The sequence below is a fragment of the Leifsonia sp. 2MCAF36 genome, assembly GCF_052115525.1.
Taxonomy (GTDB): Bacteria; Actinomycetota; Actinomycetes; order Actinomycetales; family Microbacteriaceae; genus Leifsonia.
Genome location: NZ_JBFRGV010000004.1, coordinates 170,762 through 187,636 on the forward strand (window position 1 = coordinate 170,762; position 16,875 = coordinate 187,636).

17 protein-coding genes are annotated in these 16,875 nt (G+C 68.7%); 5 read left to right on the forward strand and 12 right to left on the reverse strand.

Annotated features, from left to right (window positions below):
* Window positions 1–50 precede the first annotated feature (50 nt).
* Window positions 51–1,430, forward strand: a complete 1,380-nt coding sequence (gene purB, locus AB4079_RS08130; RefSeq protein WP_441786781.1) for an adenylosuccinate lyase — start codon at window positions 51–53, stop codon at window positions 1,428–1,430.
* Between the two features lie 48 nt (window positions 1,431–1,478).
* Here purB and AB4079_RS08135 read toward each other — a convergent pair whose 3' ends face one another.
* The 4 genes from AB4079_RS08135 to AB4079_RS08150 all read right to left on the reverse strand — a co-directional run bounded on the left by AB4079_RS08135 (window position 1,479) and on the right by AB4079_RS08150 (window position 4,946).
* A complete protein-coding gene (locus AB4079_RS08135; RefSeq protein ID WP_441786782.1) occupies window positions 1,479–1,781 on the reverse strand; it encodes a hypothetical protein in 303 nt (100 codons plus the stop codon).
* 26 nt (window positions 1,782–1,807) lie between these two features.
* Window positions 1,808–2,410: an HdeD family acid-resistance protein gene (locus AB4079_RS08140; RefSeq protein WP_441786783.1), complete on the reverse strand. Its 603-nt coding sequence runs from the start codon at window positions 2,408–2,410 to the stop codon at window positions 1,808–1,810.
* 64 nt (window positions 2,411–2,474) lie between these two features.
* Complete coding sequence (locus AB4079_RS08145) at window positions 2,475–3,002, reverse strand: hypothetical protein (protein WP_441786784.1); 528 nt, start codon at window positions 3,000–3,002, stop codon at window positions 2,475–2,477.
* Window positions 3,003–3,071: 69 nt separating this feature from the next.
* Window positions 3,072–4,946 (reverse strand): adenylyl cyclase, encoded by a 1,875-nt coding sequence (locus AB4079_RS08150; protein WP_441786785.1) that lies wholly within the window; start codon window positions 4,944–4,946, stop codon window positions 3,072–3,074.
* Between the two features lie 204 nt (window positions 4,947–5,150).
* On the opposite strand from AB4079_RS08150, the gene AB4079_RS08155 reads away from it, so the two are divergent.
* Both AB4079_RS08155 and AB4079_RS08160 read left to right on the forward strand, forming a co-directional pair.
* Window positions 5,151–5,591 (forward strand): MerR family transcriptional regulator, encoded by a 441-nt coding sequence (locus tag AB4079_RS08155; protein ID WP_441786786.1) that lies wholly within the window; start codon window positions 5,151–5,153, stop codon window positions 5,589–5,591.
* Complete coding sequence (locus AB4079_RS08160) at window positions 5,588–6,568, forward strand: NAD-dependent epimerase/dehydratase family protein (RefSeq protein ID WP_441786787.1); 981 nt, start codon at window positions 5,588–5,590, stop codon at window positions 6,566–6,568. The genes AB4079_RS08155 and AB4079_RS08160 overlap by 4 nt, the downstream gene beginning before the upstream one ends.
* A gap of 134 nt (window positions 6,569–6,702) precedes the next feature.
* Here AB4079_RS08160 and AB4079_RS08165 read toward each other — a convergent pair whose 3' ends face one another.
* The 8 genes from AB4079_RS08165 to AB4079_RS08200 form a co-directional block, all read right to left on the reverse strand.
* Window positions 6,703–7,428 carry a Type 1 glutamine amidotransferase-like domain-containing protein gene (locus AB4079_RS08165; RefSeq protein WP_441786788.1) on the reverse strand — a complete coding sequence of 242 codons (726 nt, stop codon included), beginning with the start codon at window positions 7,426–7,428 and terminating at the stop codon, window positions 6,703–6,705.
* The gene (locus tag AB4079_RS08170) at window positions 7,425–7,547 is read right to left on the reverse strand and encodes a hypothetical protein (RefSeq protein WP_441786789.1); all 123 of its coding nucleotides are present in this window, start codon (window positions 7,545–7,547) and stop codon (window positions 7,425–7,427) included. The genes AB4079_RS08165 and AB4079_RS08170 overlap by 4 nt, the downstream gene beginning before the upstream one ends.
* A gap of 90 nt (window positions 7,548–7,637) precedes the next feature.
* A complete protein-coding gene (gene dnaB / locus AB4079_RS08175) occupies window positions 7,638–9,011 on the reverse strand; it encodes a replicative DNA helicase (protein ID WP_441786790.1) in 1,374 nt (457 codons plus the stop codon).
* A 463-nt stretch (window positions 9,012–9,474) separates the two neighbouring features.
* The gene (rplI, locus tag AB4079_RS08180; protein WP_441786791.1) at window positions 9,475–9,927 is read right to left on the reverse strand and encodes a 50S ribosomal protein L9; all 453 of its coding nucleotides are present in this window, start codon (window positions 9,925–9,927) and stop codon (window positions 9,475–9,477) included.
* A gap of 11 nt (window positions 9,928–9,938) precedes the next feature.
* Window positions 9,939–10,202 carry a 30S ribosomal protein S18 gene (gene rpsR / locus AB4079_RS08185; protein ID WP_018189012.1) on the reverse strand — a complete coding sequence of 88 codons (264 nt, stop codon included), beginning with the start codon at window positions 10,200–10,202 and terminating at the stop codon, window positions 9,939–9,941.
* A gap of 79 nt (window positions 10,203–10,281) precedes the next feature.
* Window positions 10,282–10,794: a single-stranded DNA-binding protein gene (locus tag AB4079_RS08190; protein WP_441786792.1), complete on the reverse strand. Its 513-nt coding sequence runs from the start codon at window positions 10,792–10,794 to the stop codon at window positions 10,282–10,284.
* Window positions 10,795–10,798: 4 nt separating this feature from the next.
* Window positions 10,799–11,170 carry a 30S ribosomal protein S6 gene (rpsF, locus tag AB4079_RS08195; RefSeq protein WP_441786793.1) on the reverse strand — a complete coding sequence of 124 codons (372 nt, stop codon included), beginning with the start codon at window positions 11,168–11,170 and terminating at the stop codon, window positions 10,799–10,801.
* 242 nt (window positions 11,171–11,412) lie between these two features.
* Entirely contained in the window at window positions 11,413–12,837 is a 1,425-nt protein-coding gene (locus tag AB4079_RS08200) for a CCA tRNA nucleotidyltransferase (protein ID WP_441786794.1), read from the reverse strand.
* Window positions 12,838–12,932: 95 nt separating this feature from the next.
* On the opposite strand from AB4079_RS08200, the gene AB4079_RS08205 reads away from it, so the two are divergent.
* Window positions 12,933–15,230 carry a DUF6049 family protein gene (locus AB4079_RS08205; RefSeq protein ID WP_441786795.1) on the forward strand — a complete coding sequence of 766 codons (2,298 nt, stop codon included), beginning with the start codon at window positions 12,933–12,935 and terminating at the stop codon, window positions 15,228–15,230.
* Entirely contained in the window at window positions 15,223–16,830 is a 1,608-nt protein-coding gene (gene murJ, locus AB4079_RS08210; protein ID WP_441786796.1) for a murein biosynthesis integral membrane protein MurJ, read from the forward strand. Before AB4079_RS08205 ends, murJ begins: the two co-directional genes overlap by 8 nt.
* The last annotated feature ends 45 nt before the right edge of the window (window positions 16,831–16,875 follow it).

The window sequence follows — 16,875 nt, forward strand, 5'->3', positions numbered from 1 at the left end:
CGTGCGGGAGAATAGTGGGGTACCCGCCGCCTGATCCCGCGAGGAGCCCCATGACCGCCCTGCCTCCCCAGCCGCTCAGCCCCCTGGACGGTCGCTACCGGTCCGCTGTCGTGGGACTCGGCGACCACCTCTCCGAGGCCGGTCTGAATCGCGCGCGTGTGCAGGTCGAGGTCGAGTGGCTGATCTACCTGACCGAGCACCGGATGTTCGGCTCGTCGCCGCTGACGGACGACCAGAAGCGGGCGCTGCGGGCTCTGGCCGACGACTTCGGGCAGCCGGAGATCGACCGGCTGGCCGAGCTCGAAGCGACGACGAAGCACGACGTGAAGGCCGTCGAGTACCTGGTGCGCGAGCGGCTTCATGCGCTCGGACTCGACAACATCGCCGAACTGACGCACTTCGCGGCCACCAGCGAAGACATCAACAACCTCGCCTACGCGCTGACAGTGAGCGCGGCCGTGCGCGAGTCCTGGCTGCCGAAGTTCCGTGCCGTCGTCGCTGAGCTTCGTGCACAGGCCAAGCAGTACCGCGACGACGCGATGCTCGCCCGCACGCACGGCCAGCCAGCCACGCCGACGACCATGGGCAAGGAGCTGGCCGTCTTCGTGCACCGCTTGGAGCGGGTGCGCACCCAGATCGAGTCGGGTGTCCACCTGGGCAAGTTCAGCGGTGCGACCGGCACGTTCGCCGCCCACCTGATCGCCGATCCGGACGCCGACTGGCCCCGGATCTCGCGGGGGTTCGTCGAGAGTCTGGGCCTCGACTGGAACCCGCTGACCACGCAGATCGAGTCGCACGACTGGCAGGCGGAGCTGTATGCGCGCATCTCGCACGCGAACCGCATCCTCCACAACCTCTGCACCGACATCTGGACGTACATCTCTCTCGGCTACTTCCGCCAGGTTCCCGAGCCGGGGGCGACCGGGTCGTCGACGATGCCGCACAAGGTCAACCCCATCCGCTTCGAGAATGCGGAGGCCAACCTGGAACTCTCCAGCGCGGTGCTCGACTCGCTGGCCGCGACGCTCGTCACCAGCCGCCTGCAACGTGACCTCACCGACTCGACCACGCAGCGCAACATCGGCGTCGGCCTCGGCCACTCGCTCCTGGCGCTGGACAACATCGAGCGCGGGCTCGGCCAGATCACCCTGGACCGCCGGCTGCTCGCGGAGGACCTCGACGCCAACTGGGAGGTGCTCGCGGAGGCCATCCAGACGGTCATCCGCGCTGAGGTCACGGCCGGTCGCTCGACGATCTCGGACCCGTACGCGCTGCTCAAAGAGCTGACCAGGGGCAAGCGGGTGGACCACGCTGCGCTGACGGAGTTCGTCAACGGACTGGAGATCGGCCAGGCGGCGAAGAACCGCCTGCTCGCGCTGACGCCCGCCGGATACGTGGGGCTGGCGTCCGAGCTGGTCGACTACCTGTAAGGACGGGTCGCGGGGCGGCCGGCGTAGTGCCGCCGTCAGTGCCCGCCGTCAGTGCCCGTGCGGGCGGTCGTCGCCCTCGGCACGGGTACGAGCGGCCTTTGCGCGGGCTTCGGCATCCTGCTCGTGGATGTCTTCCACCTCGGCCTCGGTCGGTTTGAAGGCGAGCGCGAAGAGGGCAAGCAGCACCAGCGAGACGATGAACGTGATGCCCAGGGCGATGCCCGCGAGCACGAACTCGCGTGTCGCGATGAGGACGATCAGGCCGACGAAGACAGCCAGTCCGGCCGAGATTCCGAGGAGCTCGACGGGGAGGAAGCGGTCACGACGGCTGGGCTGGAGGTTCTGGGTCACTCGGGGGTCTTTCTTGTTGCGCGAGGTCACGATCCGCTCTCCGCTCCGCGGGTCGCCGTGCCGCTGCGTGAGGCGGTCCGCAGGGTGACAGCACCGATGCCCTGGAAGACGCCCACGATGACGGCCCAGGCGCCGAAGAGCCCGATCGCGAGGATGGCGTCGGCGGGGGCGAAGAGCAGCACGAGTGCGAGGACGGCCGTGATCGCTCCGGTGATGAGCCAGTCGCGGGCGGCCGCGTCACGGCTGCGCTCCCGCATGCCGCTGTAGAGCTCGAGGATTCCGGTCAGCGCAGCCCACACGGTCACGAGGTAGAGGAAGAGCCCGAGTCCAGCGCCCGTCAACGCGAGCGCGAGAATTCCGGCGATCACGCCGATGGCGCCCTGCGCGGCGAAGAGGCCGCGCGTCAGCCTGCGGCCCGCGAGCAACCAGCTGAGCACCCCGGTGGCGAGACCGTCGACCAGGGCGAAGATGCCGAAGACGACCAATCCGAACGTCGCCGTGTGCGCGTCCCGCGTGAACGTGATGATCGCGCCTGCGGCGAGGGCCACGACGGCGCGCACGGCGGGGACGACCCAATAGCGGGTGTGCGCGTGGATGCTGGGATTCTGGGCGGGGACGGCGGTAGCCACGAGGCGACCTCTTTCGTACGGATTCGCCCTCCAGTCTAGTCGGCGGGTTCCTGCGCGTTGACCGTCAGACGGTCGTCGCCCGCCGCGCGCGACGGGGCTGCTGCTCCGGCTCGTCGGCGCGCGCCCACAGGATGACGGCGGCCACCGCACCCACCGCCAACAGGAACCCACCCGTCGGCGTCACCGTGTCCACCGCGCCATGTTGCGTCAGGACCGCCGAGACCATCCCGGCGGCGGCTCCGCCGACAGCAACAACGGCGAACGCGTACGAGATGGCCCGCGGAGCGCCCCGGACGACGAGGCCACGCACCGCCAGAGCGACCGCGCCGACCATCCACAGGGCGCCGACCGGAACCGCCAGCAGCATCCCGAGCGGCCCGCGCAGCAGTACGCCCGGGGTCGCATAGACGAGCCCGGCCGCGAGCAGCAGGACGAGCCCCAGTCCGGCGAACGCGATGGCCCTGGCGCGGTCACTCCGCAGGCCTGTGATCGGGTTCAGGAGGGTCGGCCAGGTGAACGCCAGCGCGAACGCGACCAGAGCGAGCGCCACGCTGCCTGCGCCCTGCAACATGGGGAGGAGGATTCCCGTCATGTCTCCAGTGAAGCGGCGCCCGGTCGGCTCCGCGTCCTCCGCGAGGATGAATCGGCGTCGGTCGCTCGTCTAGAAGGCCGTCCCGTCTGTGTAGGTGGTCACGGTCTGCGGTTGGCCGCTGTTCGCGCCCGTGGCCGCCGAACCCTGCCCGTCGATGACGTGGTCGATGGTCCCGGCGTTCGTGTTCAGCGCGACCGTGGTCAGGTCATGCATCACCACGCCCGGTGTGTTCGGCACCTCGAACGACTGCGTCGCGTGGAGAGTCGGGTTCACGTTGGTGTAGATGTAGCTGCCCAGGCCCCACGCCTCGTGAGTCTGTACCTTGTCCGCCACCTTGTACGCGGCGTAGCCGTTGATGCCGTCATGCTGCCACGCCGCTTGGTCGGGAGCGTCGTAGGGGAGCTCGTTCTGGAAGAACACCGTCCGCCCGCGCTCGCCATTCCAGATGACGTTGTACTTCTGGTAGTGCTCCACGAACAGACCGGTCGCCGTCACGTCGTCGCCGTTGACCACGACTCCGGTGTCTGCGGTGTTCACGGTCCAGCCCACCGAACCGGGCACCCCGTGGTCGGCCCGCCACGCCCAGATGTCGTCGAGGATGGTGTGGTCGCTGTTGACGACGAGGCTGGTGGTCGCCTTGCCGACGTGCGGTCCGCCGATCCGGAAGAACACATCCTGCAGGGCGGTCGGGTCCTCCGCGGTGCCCTGGTGCTTGCCGCCCTTGTCGTGTCCGCTGCCGACGACGAGGAGCGCCGGCGAGTTCACTGGACCGGCGTCGAAGGTCAGACCCGAGATGTCGACGCCTTGGACGTCGGCCACTGTCATCGGGATGGCGCCGTCCTGGGCGGTCAGCGTGGCCATCCCGAGCCCGAGGACGACCGTGTCGGCACGCTTCACCGCGATGCTCTGCGCGACGTCGTAGACGCCTGGGGTGACCAGCAGGTTCCTGCCCTGCGCCAGCGCCGAATTGATCTTCGCGGTGGAGTCACCCGGATGCGCGATGAAGAAGCTGCTCAGGGGCAGCGAACGACCGGCGGTGTGTCCGCTCGCCCAGGTGGTGCCGGTTGAGGCGGTCTGCGCGCTGGGCAGGAAGACGTTGTAGGAGCCGCTCGCGTCCAGGTAGAGGTACGGCTTCTCGCGCGACACCGGCGTCGCCGCCAGCGTCGTGTACGGCGGGTTCGGGAAGGACTGTGCGGGGGCGTTGACGTCGCCCGAGAACACCTGGTTCCACACCGCGTTGGACCAGCCCGTGCCCAGGTCACTGTTGCGGACGTAGAACTGCTGCTGCGACCCGTTGATCGCGCCGCCTTCCAGCCGCGAGTCGGCGACGAACCCGCCGCTGGCGTAGTTCGGGGTCTCGCAGTACGGCATGAAGGTCGTGGTGTCCTTCACATCCACCCGGCGCATCGGCGCGGCCTGCGACACGGCCCACATCTCGTTGGCTGTGTGGCAGCCGTCGGCCGTCGGGACGACATGGATGGTCAGGTTCGACACGGAGCGCCAGAAGGTGTCGAGTGCCCCGCTGCCGTTGCGGCCGATGGCCGTGACCCCGCCGTTGATGGTGACAGCCGACGGGTCCTGGCCCAGGCCGTCGACCTCGGTGTAGTAGCCGACCCTGACGTCCAATGGGTTGGCGGCCGAGCCGTAGGTGCCGGGCGCGAACAGGAGGGCGTACCGCTGTGTGCCCATCTCGTTGTCCGCCTGCTGGTTGTAGATGGAATCCACTTTCGCCTGGATGTCGGCCTGGGGCATGTCGGGCGTGAAGACGATCACGTTCGGCCCGAGGTCCGGCGTGGCGGCTGGCTGCGCGGCGGCAGCCTGCCCGGCACCCGCCTGGCCGGAGGCGACGACGCCGAGCAGAGCGGCACTCACTGCGAGGGCGATCCCGAGGGGGCGTTGAACCGGACGCATCACGCGGTTGGGCGCTGATGAGAGTGAAGGCACCGTTGACCTGCTTCCATTCGAAGCGGTAGCCGTGGGTCCGTGCCGGGAGCGGATGCGCTCCCGGGTGGGCGTCATCGGCCACCTGAGGAGGGAACGTCGAAACCTTAACCGGTTAAGCTCTGGCCGTCAACGCTCCCTGTTCGGTCAGCGACACGTGCGTCCCGCGCTTGACTTCAAGCGCTTGAGGTCTGTTCTGATGGGGACATGATCACGTTGACCATCCAGGACGTGTCCCGGCAGAGCGGGCTCAGCGAGCCGACCCTGCGGTACTACGAAGACGTCGGCCTGCTCGGACCCATCGCGCGCGACGAGCGCAGCAGACATCGGCGGTACAGCTCCGGCGACCTCGACGAGGCGCAGGTGCTCGCCTGCCTGCGGGCGATGGGTGTGGGCATCGACGACATGCGCACCTACCAGGCCAATCGGCGGCGCGGTCACGAGAGGGCGGGGGAGCAGCGGGACATCCTGCTCCGGCATGCCGAGCGGGTCGAGGAGCAGCTGGCGACCCTCCGAGTGCATCTCGACTACCTGCGCGTGAAGGCGGCTCTCTGGGATGCGCGTGATCGCGACGACGCTGCTGCGGAAGCGCAGGCGCGCGTCGAGCTCGAATCCATCGTTCCCCGACTCGAGGAGACCTTCCGATGAACTCTCAGACCACCACTCTCATCACGGGCGGAACCGGCTACCTCGGCACCCGCCTCATCGCCGACGTCCTCGCGTCGGGCAGTGCCGTCCGTACGACGGTCCGTTCGCTGGACCGCGCGCCGGAGGTTCGCACAGCCGTCCGTCGTGCCGGTGTGGACGACGCCGGCCTGTCGTTCGTCGCCGCCTCCCTCACCGACGACGAGGGGTGGGATGCTGCGCTGTCCGGCATCACGGACGTGTACCACGTCGCCTCACCCATGATCCAGACGGCGAACCCGGACGAGGTCGTCTTGCCCGCGCGGGACGGCGCGCTGCGCGTGCTGCGGGCCGCCCGCGACAGCGGCGCCCGCCGTGTCGTCCTGACGTCGTCATTCGCTGCGGTGGGCTACTCGCCGAAGCCGGTGCGCGACTACGACGAATCGGACTGGACCGACCCGGCCACCCCCGGACTGCCTGCGTACCCGCTGTCCAAGGCGGTCGCCGAGCGCGCGGCCTGGGACTTCGTCGAGCGCGAGGGCGGCGACCTCGAACTCGTCACCCTCAACCCGACCTGGATCGCCGGGCCCACTCTCACCGCGGCAGCCCGATCGTCGCTGCAGTTCTTCACCGGCCTGCTGGAAGGCACCATGGCGGCTGTCCCGCGCCAACGCTTCGGCATCGCGGATGTGCGGGACGTGTCGTTGGCGCACATCGCCGCCATGTCGACGCCGTCGGCCGACGGGAAGCGGTACCTGCTGCTCACCGACGGCCCGACCATGACGTTCCTCGACGTCGCGAACGTCTTGCGCGCGGAGCTCGGCGAGCTCGCGGCGCGGGTGACGACGCAGGAGTTGCCGGGCGACGATCCGACACCGCTCGTCATCCACAACGACCGGGCGAAGGAAGAACTCGGTTTCCGGCCGCGACCGGCCGTCGAGACGATCGTGGAGACGGCGGAGAGCCTTCGCGACCTCGGGTTGCTCGCGCACGCGTCCTGAGGTCCCCTGCGCACGCTTCGGCGTGAGAGGTAGGTTCGTGCGGCAGCTGGCGACGCAGCCCCGATGAAGTCCTACAAGCGGTCGCACTCGCACGGACCGCGATTCTCAGCGAAGATGTCCAATGAGTTGGGGTCCTAAGTGCCGATCGTGGAGACCAGCACGCCGCCCTCGGTCGGCAGCACCCGCCAGACGCTGCCCTTGCCCACGACCCGGAGCTCGCCGTCGCTCACGATCAGGGCGGTGCGCTCGTCGATGCCGAGCCCGCCCGTGATAAGCCCGGATTCGACGGCGGCGACCAGTCGGGACAGCATGCCGCGCTGGGCCACGTGCACCTCGACGGCCACGTCCATGAGGCCGATGCCGGCCTCGATCAGCAGCTCGTCGCCCGCTTCGCCAGCGTCCTCAGGTGAGACGACCACGCCGCCGATGCGCGCGCCGCCTCCGAGCGAGCCCTCCGCCGCGATCATCGCGCCGGCCGAGACGCCGAGATAGGGCACACCGGCGGCGACCAGCCGGCGCAACTCGCCGAACACCGGCTCAAGCTCGGCGCGAACGTCCTCGACGACGCCGCCCCCCACCGCGATGCCGTCGACGTCGGCGATCGCCCCGAGCCCGATCGGCTCGCCGGGCCGCCCCGCGGTCAGGTGCACTTCAATCGCGGGTCCCGTTCCGGCCTCGGTCAGGAGGTCGCCTAGCGCCGCCGCCTTCTCCTCGGCCTCGGGGTGCAGTGAGATCACGGCTACGCGCGGCCGCGCGCGGCCCGCGTTGCCCGCTCGCAGCGCCGCTTCGGCGACGAACGGCGCGTAGAGCGGGGCATCCGCACCCGTGGTGGCGCCTCCGCCGATGAGGTGCAGGCTCACGCGGCGTCATCCCCTGCTGCGACGGCAAGCGATCGTGCCGCATTGCCGAGCTGGCTCCCAAGGAGCCCGCGGCAGGTCCCGTCGCCGCCGGAACCCGCGTCGTTCGCATCGAAGGTCATCCGAAGAGGCTACCGGGGTTGGGTGGGGTCTGGGTAGCGCCCGCGACGGTGCCCGAAAAATGGACGTCTCTCGCGAGAACCTATGCCGACCTAGACCGGCGCCATGTCCGTGAAGCGCGAGTAGTGGCCCTGGAAGGCGACCGTCACAGTCCGGGTCGGGCCGTTTCGGTGCTTGGCGACGATGAGGTCGGCCTCGCCGGCGCGCGGGTTGTCCTTCTCGTAGGCGGACTCTCGGTGCAGCAGGATGACGACGTCGGCGTCCTGCTCGATCGACCCGGACTCGCGCAGGTCGCTGAGGGCGGGGAGCTTGTCGGCGCGCTGCTCGGGACCACGGTTCAGCTGCGACAGGGCGATGACCGGCACCTGGAGCTCCTTCGCGAGCAGCTTGAGGGCACGCGAGAACTCGCTGACCTCCTGCTGGCGGCTCTCGACGCGCTTGCCGCTCGTCATCAGCTGCAGGTAGTCGATGATGACCATCTTGAGGCCGACCCGCTGCTTGAGGCGGCGGCACTTGGCACGGATCTCGACCAGGGTCATGTTGGGGCTGTCGTCGATGTAGAGCGGTGCGTCGTTGATGCGGCCGCGGGTGGATGCGATGGTCGTCCAGTCGCGGTTGTCGACCGTTCCCTTGCGCATGTTCTGCAGCGGGACGGACGCCTCGGCCGAGAGCAGACGCATCGCGATCTCGCTTCGGCCCATCTCGAGGGAGAAGAAGATGGTCGGCATGTCGTGCTTGATCGCGGCAGCTCGCGCGAAGTCGAGCGCGAGGGTCGACTTACCGAGCGCCGGACGCGCCGCGACGATGACCATCTGGCCCGGGTGGAGGCCGTTGGTCAGCTCGTCCAGTTCGGCGAAGCCGGTGGGGACGCCCGTCATCGAGCCGTCCTTGTGCTTCGCGGCCTCGATCTCATCGATCGCGACCGTCACGGCCTCGGTGAGCGGGACGTAGTCCTCGACCTCCTGCGTACCGGTGACGGAGTAGATCTCGGCCTGAGCGTTGTTGACCAGGTCGAGCACTTCACCCTCGGCCTTGTAGCCCATCTGTGTGATGCGTGTGCCCGCCTCGACCAGCCGCCGGAGCAGCGCCTTCTCACCGACGATGTTGGCGTAGTAGCCGGCGTTCGCGGCGGTGGGAACCAGGCTGGTGAGCGTGTGCAGGTACTCCGCGCCCCCGGCACGCGAGAGCTCGCCGATCTTCGTCAGCTCGTCGGTGACGGTGATGACGTCCGTCGGCTCGCCGTGCGAGTAGAGCGACAGGATCGCGTCGTAGATGATCTCGTGCTTGGGGATGTAGAAGTCGGTCCCGCGGATCACCTCGACGACGTCGGCCACCGCATCCTTGCTGAGCAGCATGCCGCCGAGCGCGCTCTGCTCGGCGAGGAGGTCGTGCGGGGGAGTGCGCTCGGGGGAGCGGGCGTCGCCGGTGTCACGTCCGTCGGCGAGACCGATATGGGCGATCGACACGTTCACTCCTTCACTACACGCAGGCGCTCGGGCACGACGGGATCGTCGTCGGGCGTGCGCTCGCGCTCGTCGCGCGGGTGTTTCCCTCTGCTCGATTGTCGGGACGACCTCTGACATCGCCGCTGTTCCGCGGCCGTCGTCCGTCGACGTCGGTCAACACTATGAACCCCCGATCCCTGGCACAACTCAGCCTGTGGATAAAAGTGGGGATAATCTGCGCGAAACGCCGTGAAGTGTGTGTAGAAGATGTGTGGAAACCTGTGGACAACAAATGAGCTTTGACGGTCTTATATGGCCTGACCAGGGATTACTCTGTCCACACCCTGTGTGCAAAAAGATCTTTGAACCCTGTGTTCAACCTTGTTCGGCTGGCGACGACGCCTGTGTACAAGACCGGGGACAATCCCCTTAACGAGAGGTAGCGGTGGGCCCCGGCCCACCGCTACACTTCCCGCGTATTCGCCTACTTGGCAGCAACCACCTGGAGCGAGATGACGGCCGAGAGGTCGTCGTGCAGACGCACGGTCGCCTCGTGGTCGCCGACGACCTTGATGGGGTTGGGGAGCTCGATCTTGCGCTTGTCGAGCTCGCCGATGCCGGCCGCCTTGACGGCGTCCGCGACATCGCCGGTCTTGACCGAACCGAACAGGCGGCCCTCGCGGCCCGCCTTGACGGTCAGCTTGACCTTGGTCGCCTCGAGCTTGGCCTTGAGGTCCTGGGCCTGCTCGACGGTGTGCAGCTCGCGAGCGGCGCGTGCCGCCTTGATCTGCTCGACCTGCTTCTCGCCGCCACGGCTCCACGAGATCGCGAAGCCCTGGGGGACGAGGTAGTTACGGGCGTAGCCGTTCTTGACGTCGACGACGTCACCGGCCGAGCCGAGGCCGGTGACCTCGTGCGTGAGAATAACCTTCGACATGTCGTTGCTCCTTAGCGGCCAGAGCCGGCGTAGGGGAGAAGCGCCATCTCGCGCGCGTTCTTGACCGCGCGTGCGATGAGGCGCTGCTCCTGAACGGAGACACCGGTGATACGGCGGGCGCGGATCTTTCCACGCTCCGAGATGAACTTCCGCAGGGTGGCGACGTCCTTGTAATCGATGACGCCCACGCGAACGGACTTCGCGGGAGCGGCGTTCTTGCCGTCCTTACCCTTGCGGATCGGCTTGCGGCGGTCGCCGCTCGACTTTCCAGCCATGGTTTCCTTTGCTTTCCGCCCTACCGGCTACGGCCGGCGGGCTGATGATGTGTGCCCCTCCATCGAGAGGCGAGTCTCGTTAGAAGGGGGTCTCGTCGTTGTAGGAGCCCGGAGTGTTCCAGACATCCGCACCGGCGGACGGATCCGCGGGGGCGGAAGCGGCCCACGGCTCCTCGACAGCAGGAGCACCGCCGCCGAAGCCACCCTGAGCGCGTCCCCCACCGGAGGACTGGGCACGCGTGACCTGAGCGGTGGCGTAGCGCAGCGAGGGGCCGATCTCATCGATCTCGAGCTCCATGCTGGTGCGCTTCTCGCCTTCCTTCGTCTCGTAGGAACGCTGCTTGAGGCGGCCCTGCGCGATGACGCGGGACCCCTTCGTCAGCGAACCGGCGACGTGCTCCGCGAACTCGCGCCAGACGCTGGCGCGGAGGAACAGAGCCTCACCGTCCTTCCACTCGTTCGCCTGACGGTCGAACGTGCGGGGAGTGGACGCGATGGTGAAGTTGGCGACTGCCAGCCCGTTCTGCGTGTACCGCAGTTCGGGGTCGGCCGTGAGGTTTCCCACCACGGTGATGACGGTCTCGCCGGCCATGGGACTAGGCGCCGGCCTTCTCGGAGGTGGCAGCCTTGCGGGCGGCCTTCTCGTCGGCGCGCTTCTGAGCGGCGGCGACCTGAGCGATCGCTTCCTCGGCGCGGAGGACCTTGGTGCGCATGACGGCCTCGCTGAGCTTCAGCTGGCGGTCGAGCTCCTTCGTGGTGTCGCCCTCAGCGGTGAGCTGGACGACGGCGTAGATGCCCTCGGTCTTCTTGTTGATCTCGTAAGCCAGGCGACGACGTCCCCAGATGTCGACGTTGTCGACCGTTCCACCGTCGTTACGGACGACGTTGAGGAACTTGTCAAGGCTCGGAGCCACGGTGCGCTCATCGATCTCTGGATCGAGGATGACCATCAACTCGTACTGATGCATGACTAACCCACCTCCTCTGGTCTCAGCGGCTGCAGACGTTCTGCAGCAGGAGGGTGTCATAGACGTGCCCAGCGCAGAACTGCGCCCGGGCAACTTATCTAGGGTAACGGATGCGGGTGCGGGGCGCCAGCCGGCGGTGATCTGGGTCATGGCTCAACTGTCGCGGAGGCGCCGCATCCATTCGGCCGAGCTGCCAGATCTGTGGAAAGTCGCGCGCCGCCCGACCCTGTGGACGAAGCCCCTCAGCGGTCTCCCCACCAGGCGAGGAGGCGGCGCGACGCCTCCTCCTCGCCGAGCGGACCTTCGTCGAGACGCAGCTCGAGGAGGAACCTCATCGCCTGACCGACCTCGCGCCCGGGTCGGATGCCCAGGATGCTCATGACCTGTTCGCCGTTCAGGTCGGGACGGACCGAGTCCAGCTCCTCCTGCTCCTGGAGCACGCGGATCCGCGCCTCCAGGTCGTCGTACGCGAAACCCAGGCGGTCGGCCTTGCGCCGGTTGCGTGTCGTGACGTCGGCGCGCGTCAGCATGTGCAGGCGCTCCAGCTCCGGGCCGGCGTCGCGGACGTACCGGCGGACGGCGGAGTCGGTCCACTGCGCGTCGGCGTAGCCGAAGAACCGCAGATGCAGCTCGATGAGGCGCGCGACGGAGTCGATGGTCGCCTTGTCGAAGCGGAGTGCCGTCAGGCGCTTCTTGGCCAGCTTCGCCCCGACGAGATCGTGGTGGTAGAAGCTCACAGCCCCGCCCGGCTCGAACCGCCTGGTCGCCGGCTTGCCGATGTCGTGGAGGATCGCGGCGAGTCGCAGCACCAGATCCGGTGCCTCCCCCGGGTGCCGCTCCTTCTCGTAGCCGATCGCCTGGTCCAGCACGGTGAGGCTGTGCTGGTAGACGTCCTTGTGGTGGTGGTGCTCGTCGGCCTCCAGCTGGAGCGCCGGGATCTCGGGGACGACGAGGTCGGCCAGCCCGCTGGCGACGAGCAGCTCCAGCCCGGGCCGTGGCTCGTCCGCCTGGAGCAGCTTGCTCAGTTCGTCCCGCACCCGCTCGGCGCTGATGATCTCGATGCGGTCGGCCATGTCAGCCATCGCGTCACGCGTCTCCTCGTCGACCGTGAAGCCGAGCTGGGCCGTGAACCGAGCGGCGCGCATCATGCGGAGGGGGTCGTCCCCGAACGAGATCTGCGGAGTGCTCGGCGTACGGAGCACACCCGCTATGAGGTCCTCCACCCCGCCGGACGGGTCGACCAACCGCACCTCCGGCAGGCGAAGTGCGAGAGCGTTCACGGTGAAGTCCCGGCGCAGGAGGTCGCCTTCGAGGCTGTCGCCGAACTCGACCTCCGGTTTGCGGGTGGTCCCGTCGTAGCTGTCGCTGCGGTAGGTGGTGATCTCGACGGTGTCGTCGCCGAGTCGCGCGCCGATGGTGCCGTACTGGCGCCCGACATCCCACACCGCGTCGGCGATGGGCGCGACGACGCTCAGGATGTCGTCCGGACGGGCGTCGGTGGTGAAGTCGAGATCGTGCACCGGGCGACCCAGGAGGGCGTCCCGCACCGGGCCGCCGACCAGCGCCAGTTCGTGTCCGGACGCCTGGAAGGCGTCGGCGAGGCGGGCGACCGACGGGGTGCGTGCGAGGTCGCCGAGGCGTTCGAGGGATTCGGCGACGCTCTGCATGGTGCCCCAGTTTAACGGCCCCGCTCGCCGGCCTCCCAGCGGGCGGCCTCTAGAATCGTCGACATGGAGGCCGAGTCGGGATCGCGCGTCGACGCATGAGCGCAGCCTCCCCCACCCTCCGTCGGGGTGCGACATTCCGTGCCCGCGTCCGGCTCATGGCGGCCGCTCTGGCAGTCGGCGCCCTCGCCACGGTGACCGCCGTAGCTGGTGCCCCCGCGCCCGCCCTGGCCGTTACACCGACCCCCTCACCCGCCCCGTCCGCCGATGCGTCCGCGCTGACCGCGTCGATCGCCGCGGACAACGGCGGGGTCGTCACCCCGGGCGTCGACCTCGGTGTCTCGGTCACGGTCTCCAACCCGACGGACACCGCCTACTCCTCGGGTTCGGTCGGCCTGTGGCTGGACCCGTCACCGCTCAGTGGACGCGCCGCACTCGCAACCTGGCTGACGTCGACCGGCAAGCCGTCGGATGCGGTCGCCCTGGGCCAAGCGCAGTTGAACACGCTCGAACCGGGCACCAGCACGGTGGTGAGGGTAACCGTTCCGGCCGCATCCCTGCCGTTCGCCGGTCGCACGACGTCGGCCGTGTTCGGGATGGGCGCCAGCGTTCACGCCGGCTCGGGCACAGCCGAGGCCCGCGGGTCGGTGGTGTGGAGCCCGGTCAGCGCCGCCCAGCAGGCGAGCGTCAATGTGGTGCTGCCCATCGTCACCCCTCCCGGGTCGGACGGTGTGATCGCCGCCGATGACCTGGCGACCTACACGGCGCCGAACGGCATCCTGACCCGCGAGCTCGACGGCCTGACCGGCCACACGACGGTGACGGTGGGGATCGACCCGATGATCATCGCGTCCATCCGCGTGCTGGGGAATGCTGCTCCGTCGAGCGCCGTGGACTGGCTGACCCGGCTCTCCGAGCTCCCAAACGAAACCTTCTCACTCGGTTACGGGGATGCGGATGCCGTCGGACAGCTCCAGGCCGGCCTGCCCGCTCCGCTGCCGCCCACCTCCCTCGCCTACGCGATCGACCCGAAGAACTTCACCCCGACACCCACCCCGGTGGGCGAACCGTTCACGGCGACGCCTGCGCCCACGCCGAAATCGAGCGCCACGCCGAGCCCGACTCCCACGGCGGCGCCCGGGCCCGTCCTCCCCGACCTCAAGACCCTTCTCGCGTGGGACTACACACTGACCGGCATCAGCTGGCCCGGAGACAAGACGGTTCGCCGAGCCGACCTCGCCCCGCTCGCGACTGCGGGACTCACCACCACGATCGTGTCGGGAAGCAACACCAACGCCGCCGACCTGAGCACGACACCCAACGCGCCCATCGTCTCCGGCAACGACCGGCTCGTCTCCACCGACCAGCGACTCAGCGACGCCCTCCGGCAAGCGGTCACCGCACCGAGCGACGTCGCCTGGAACGCAGCCATGTCGAAGGTCAACGCGCAGCTGGAACTGATCAGTCAGGAGTCGGGTGACGCGCGCAGACTGCTGATCGGACTGGACCGGTCCTGGCCCTCGAGCGGAACCCAGTTGGAGCGCACTCTCAACTCCCTGTTGTCGTCCCCCTGGTCCGCGCCGGCATCGTTCTCGACGGTGAAGGCCGCCGCGCCGTCCGCCGGCCTCGACCTCGTCGACGCACCGGAACCCGGCCAGCGGACCGCGGACATCCGCGGCCTGGTCCAGGACGAGGGGTCGCTGGGGCAGTTCGCCACCGTCCTGGACGACCCGACGCGACTGACGGGACGCGCGCGCGCGGACCTGCTCGCGCTGCTCGCCGTCTCCTGGCTCAACCCGCGAACGGATTGGACGGCGGCCGTCTCGAAGGTGCGCGCGACGACCGTCAAGACGCTGCACTCCATCCGGATCCTGCCGACCGAGAACGTGAACCTCGTGAGCGCGCAAGGCTCGATCCCGTTCACCGTGAGCAACGACCTTCCGGATGACGCGGCGACCATCGTGCTCACCGCATCGCCATCCAACAGTCGCCTCGAGATCGACCAGGCGACCACCAAACGCATCCTGCAGGACTCGCGAGCGACCGTCCTCGTTCCCGTCAAGGCGAAGGTCGGCAACGGCCAGGTGGTGCTGTCCTTGCACCTCTACAGCCCGACGGGGGTGCCGATCGGCGACCCGACCTCCGTGACAGTGGATGTGCACGCCGACTGGGAGGGCATCGGTGCGCTGATCTTCGGCATCCTGCTCGTGCTGCTGTTCGGGTTCGGCATCGTCCGCAACATCCTGCGCCGCCGGTCGAAGGGTGCGGCGGAGGCGGAGACCGAGGCGGACGCGAGCACCGACACCGAGGCCGGCCCACGCACTGACGTCCACACCGACACCGACGTAACCGAGTCAACAGGTTCCACTCCGCCCGTGGAGCGCTCCGGTGGCTAGCGTCGGCCGCGCCAGCGCCCTGCTCGCCTCGGGCACCCTGGTCTCCCGGCTCCTCGGTTTTGCGAAGGCGTGGCTCCTCGTCCAGGCGATCGGTGTCGTCTCGTTCGCGGCGAACGCCTACGGAACGGCGACCTTCCTGCCGAACACCCTCTACGCGCTCATCGCGCAGGGCATCCTGAACGCCATCCTGGTGCCGCAGATCGTCCGCGCGTCCGTCAATCCCGACGGCGGCCGGGCCTACATCAACAAGCTGGTGACGCTCGGAATCGTCGTCTTCGCCGGCGTTGCCCTGGTCGCGACCTTCCTGGCGCCGCTGCTCGTCGTCCTGTTCGGTGTGCCTGAGGCACAGCGGGAACTGGCGACGGCCTTCGCATACTGGTCACTCCCTCAGATCTTCTTCCTCGGCCTCTACACGCTGCTGGGTGAAGTGCTCAACGCGCGCAAGTCCTTCGGCCCATTCACCTGGGCGCCGGTCGTCAACAACATCGTCGCGATCGTCATGCTGGTGGTGTTCATCGCGGCCTTCGGCGCCTCGTCGAGAGGCAGCCAGCACACGCACTGGTCCTTCGGGATGATCGCGCTGCTGGCCGGTGGAGCAACGCTGGGCATCGCCATCCAGGCGCTCGTGCTCTTCGTGTTCTGGCGCCGCGTCGGCCTGCGCTTCCGTTTCGACTTCGGCTGGCGAGGGGTCGACCTCGGGAGCGCGGGCAAAGCGGCGGGATGGACCTTCGCCATGCTCGTCGCCACCCAGCTCGCCGGCCTGATCGAGACCAACGTCTCCAACTCGGCGGGCGCCGACTACGCCGGCCTGTTCGCGATGCAGAACGCGTGGCTGATCTTCATGCTGCCCCACGGCATCATCGCGGTGTCCATCGTCACCGCGTTCTACACGCGGATGGCGGAGCATGCCCACCGAGGCTCGATCACCGGGTTCCGCCAAGACTTCTCGGCGGCGGCGCGCTCGATCATGCTGCTCATCGTCTTCTCGTCCGCTGCGCTCATCGTCACGGCGTACCCGATCGCGCGTGTGTTCACGCCCGACTACCAGGCGCTGGGCCTCGTCCTGATCGCGTATCTGGTCGGACTCGTTCCGTTCTCGCTGGTGTTCATGGCCCAGCGCGCCTTCTACTCGCTCGGAGACACCCGGACGCCCTTCCTGTTCACTCTCGCGCAGGTCGCCGTCGTGGTCGTCGGTGTGCTGCTCTGCTTCCTGGCTCCGCCGGAGGTCCGGGCCGCCTCGGTCGCACTCGTCGTCTCGCTCGCGAGCGTGGTGCAGGCCGTCCTGGCGTTCGCCCTGCTGCGGCGACGGACCGGGGGAGTGGACGGCGGCCGCATCCTCGGCTCGCTGTGGCGCTTCGTCGTCGCCGGGCTCGCCTCGATCGCCGCAGGCGCAGGGTTCCTGGTGATCCTCGGCGGAGTCGGTTCCGGCGCGTTCCCGGTGAGCGGCCCGATCGCCGCCGTGGTCGCCACGGCGATCATCGGCGTCGTGATGCTGATCGTCTACACCGGCTTCCTCGTCGTCCTCCGGTCGCCCGACCTGGAGAACGGTCTCGCGCCCATTCTGAACCGCGCCGGAGGGCGTTCTCGCGCACCCAGGTGACACGGAATAGCATCCGCCTAGGATGTGTTCTACAGGTCGACGCCT

Coding starts and splice junctions, on each gene's coding strand:
- AB4079_RS08170 (WP_441786789.1), bottom strand. CDS start 7,547: ATGACCTTCGATGCGAACGACGCGGGTTCCGGCGGCGACGGGACCTGC.
- rpsF (WP_441786793.1), bottom strand. CDS start 11,170: ATGCATCAGTACGAGTTGATGGTCATCCTCGATCCAGAGATCGATGAG.
- AB4079_RS08205 (WP_441786795.1), top strand. CDS start 12,933: ATGAGCGCAGCCTCCCCCACCCTCCGTCGGGGTGCGACATTCCGTGCC.
- AB4079_RS08145 (WP_441786784.1), bottom strand. CDS start 3,002: ATGACGGGAATCCTCCTCCCCATGTTGCAGGGCGCAGGCAGCGTGGCG.
- AB4079_RS08155 (WP_441786786.1), top strand. CDS start 5,151: ATGATCACGTTGACCATCCAGGACGTGTCCCGGCAGAGCGGGCTCAGC.
- rplI (WP_441786791.1), bottom strand. CDS start 9,927: ATGTCGAAGGTTATTCTCACGCACGAGGTCACCGGCCTCGGCTCGGCC.
- purB (WP_441786781.1), top strand. CDS start 51: ATGACCGCCCTGCCTCCCCAGCCGCTCAGCCCCCTGGACGGTCGCTAC.
- AB4079_RS08200 (WP_441786794.1), bottom strand. CDS start 12,837: ATGCAGAGCGTCGCCGAATCCCTCGAACGCCTCGGCGACCTCGCACGC.
- rpsR (WP_018189012.1), bottom strand. CDS start 10,202: ATGGCTGGAAAGTCGAGCGGCGACCGCCGCAAGCCGATCCGCAAGGGT.
- AB4079_RS08160 (WP_441786787.1), top strand. CDS start 5,588: ATGAACTCTCAGACCACCACTCTCATCACGGGCGGAACCGGCTACCTC.
- AB4079_RS08190 (WP_441786792.1), bottom strand. CDS start 10,794: ATGGCCGGCGAGACCGTCATCACCGTGGTGGGAAACCTCACGGCCGAC.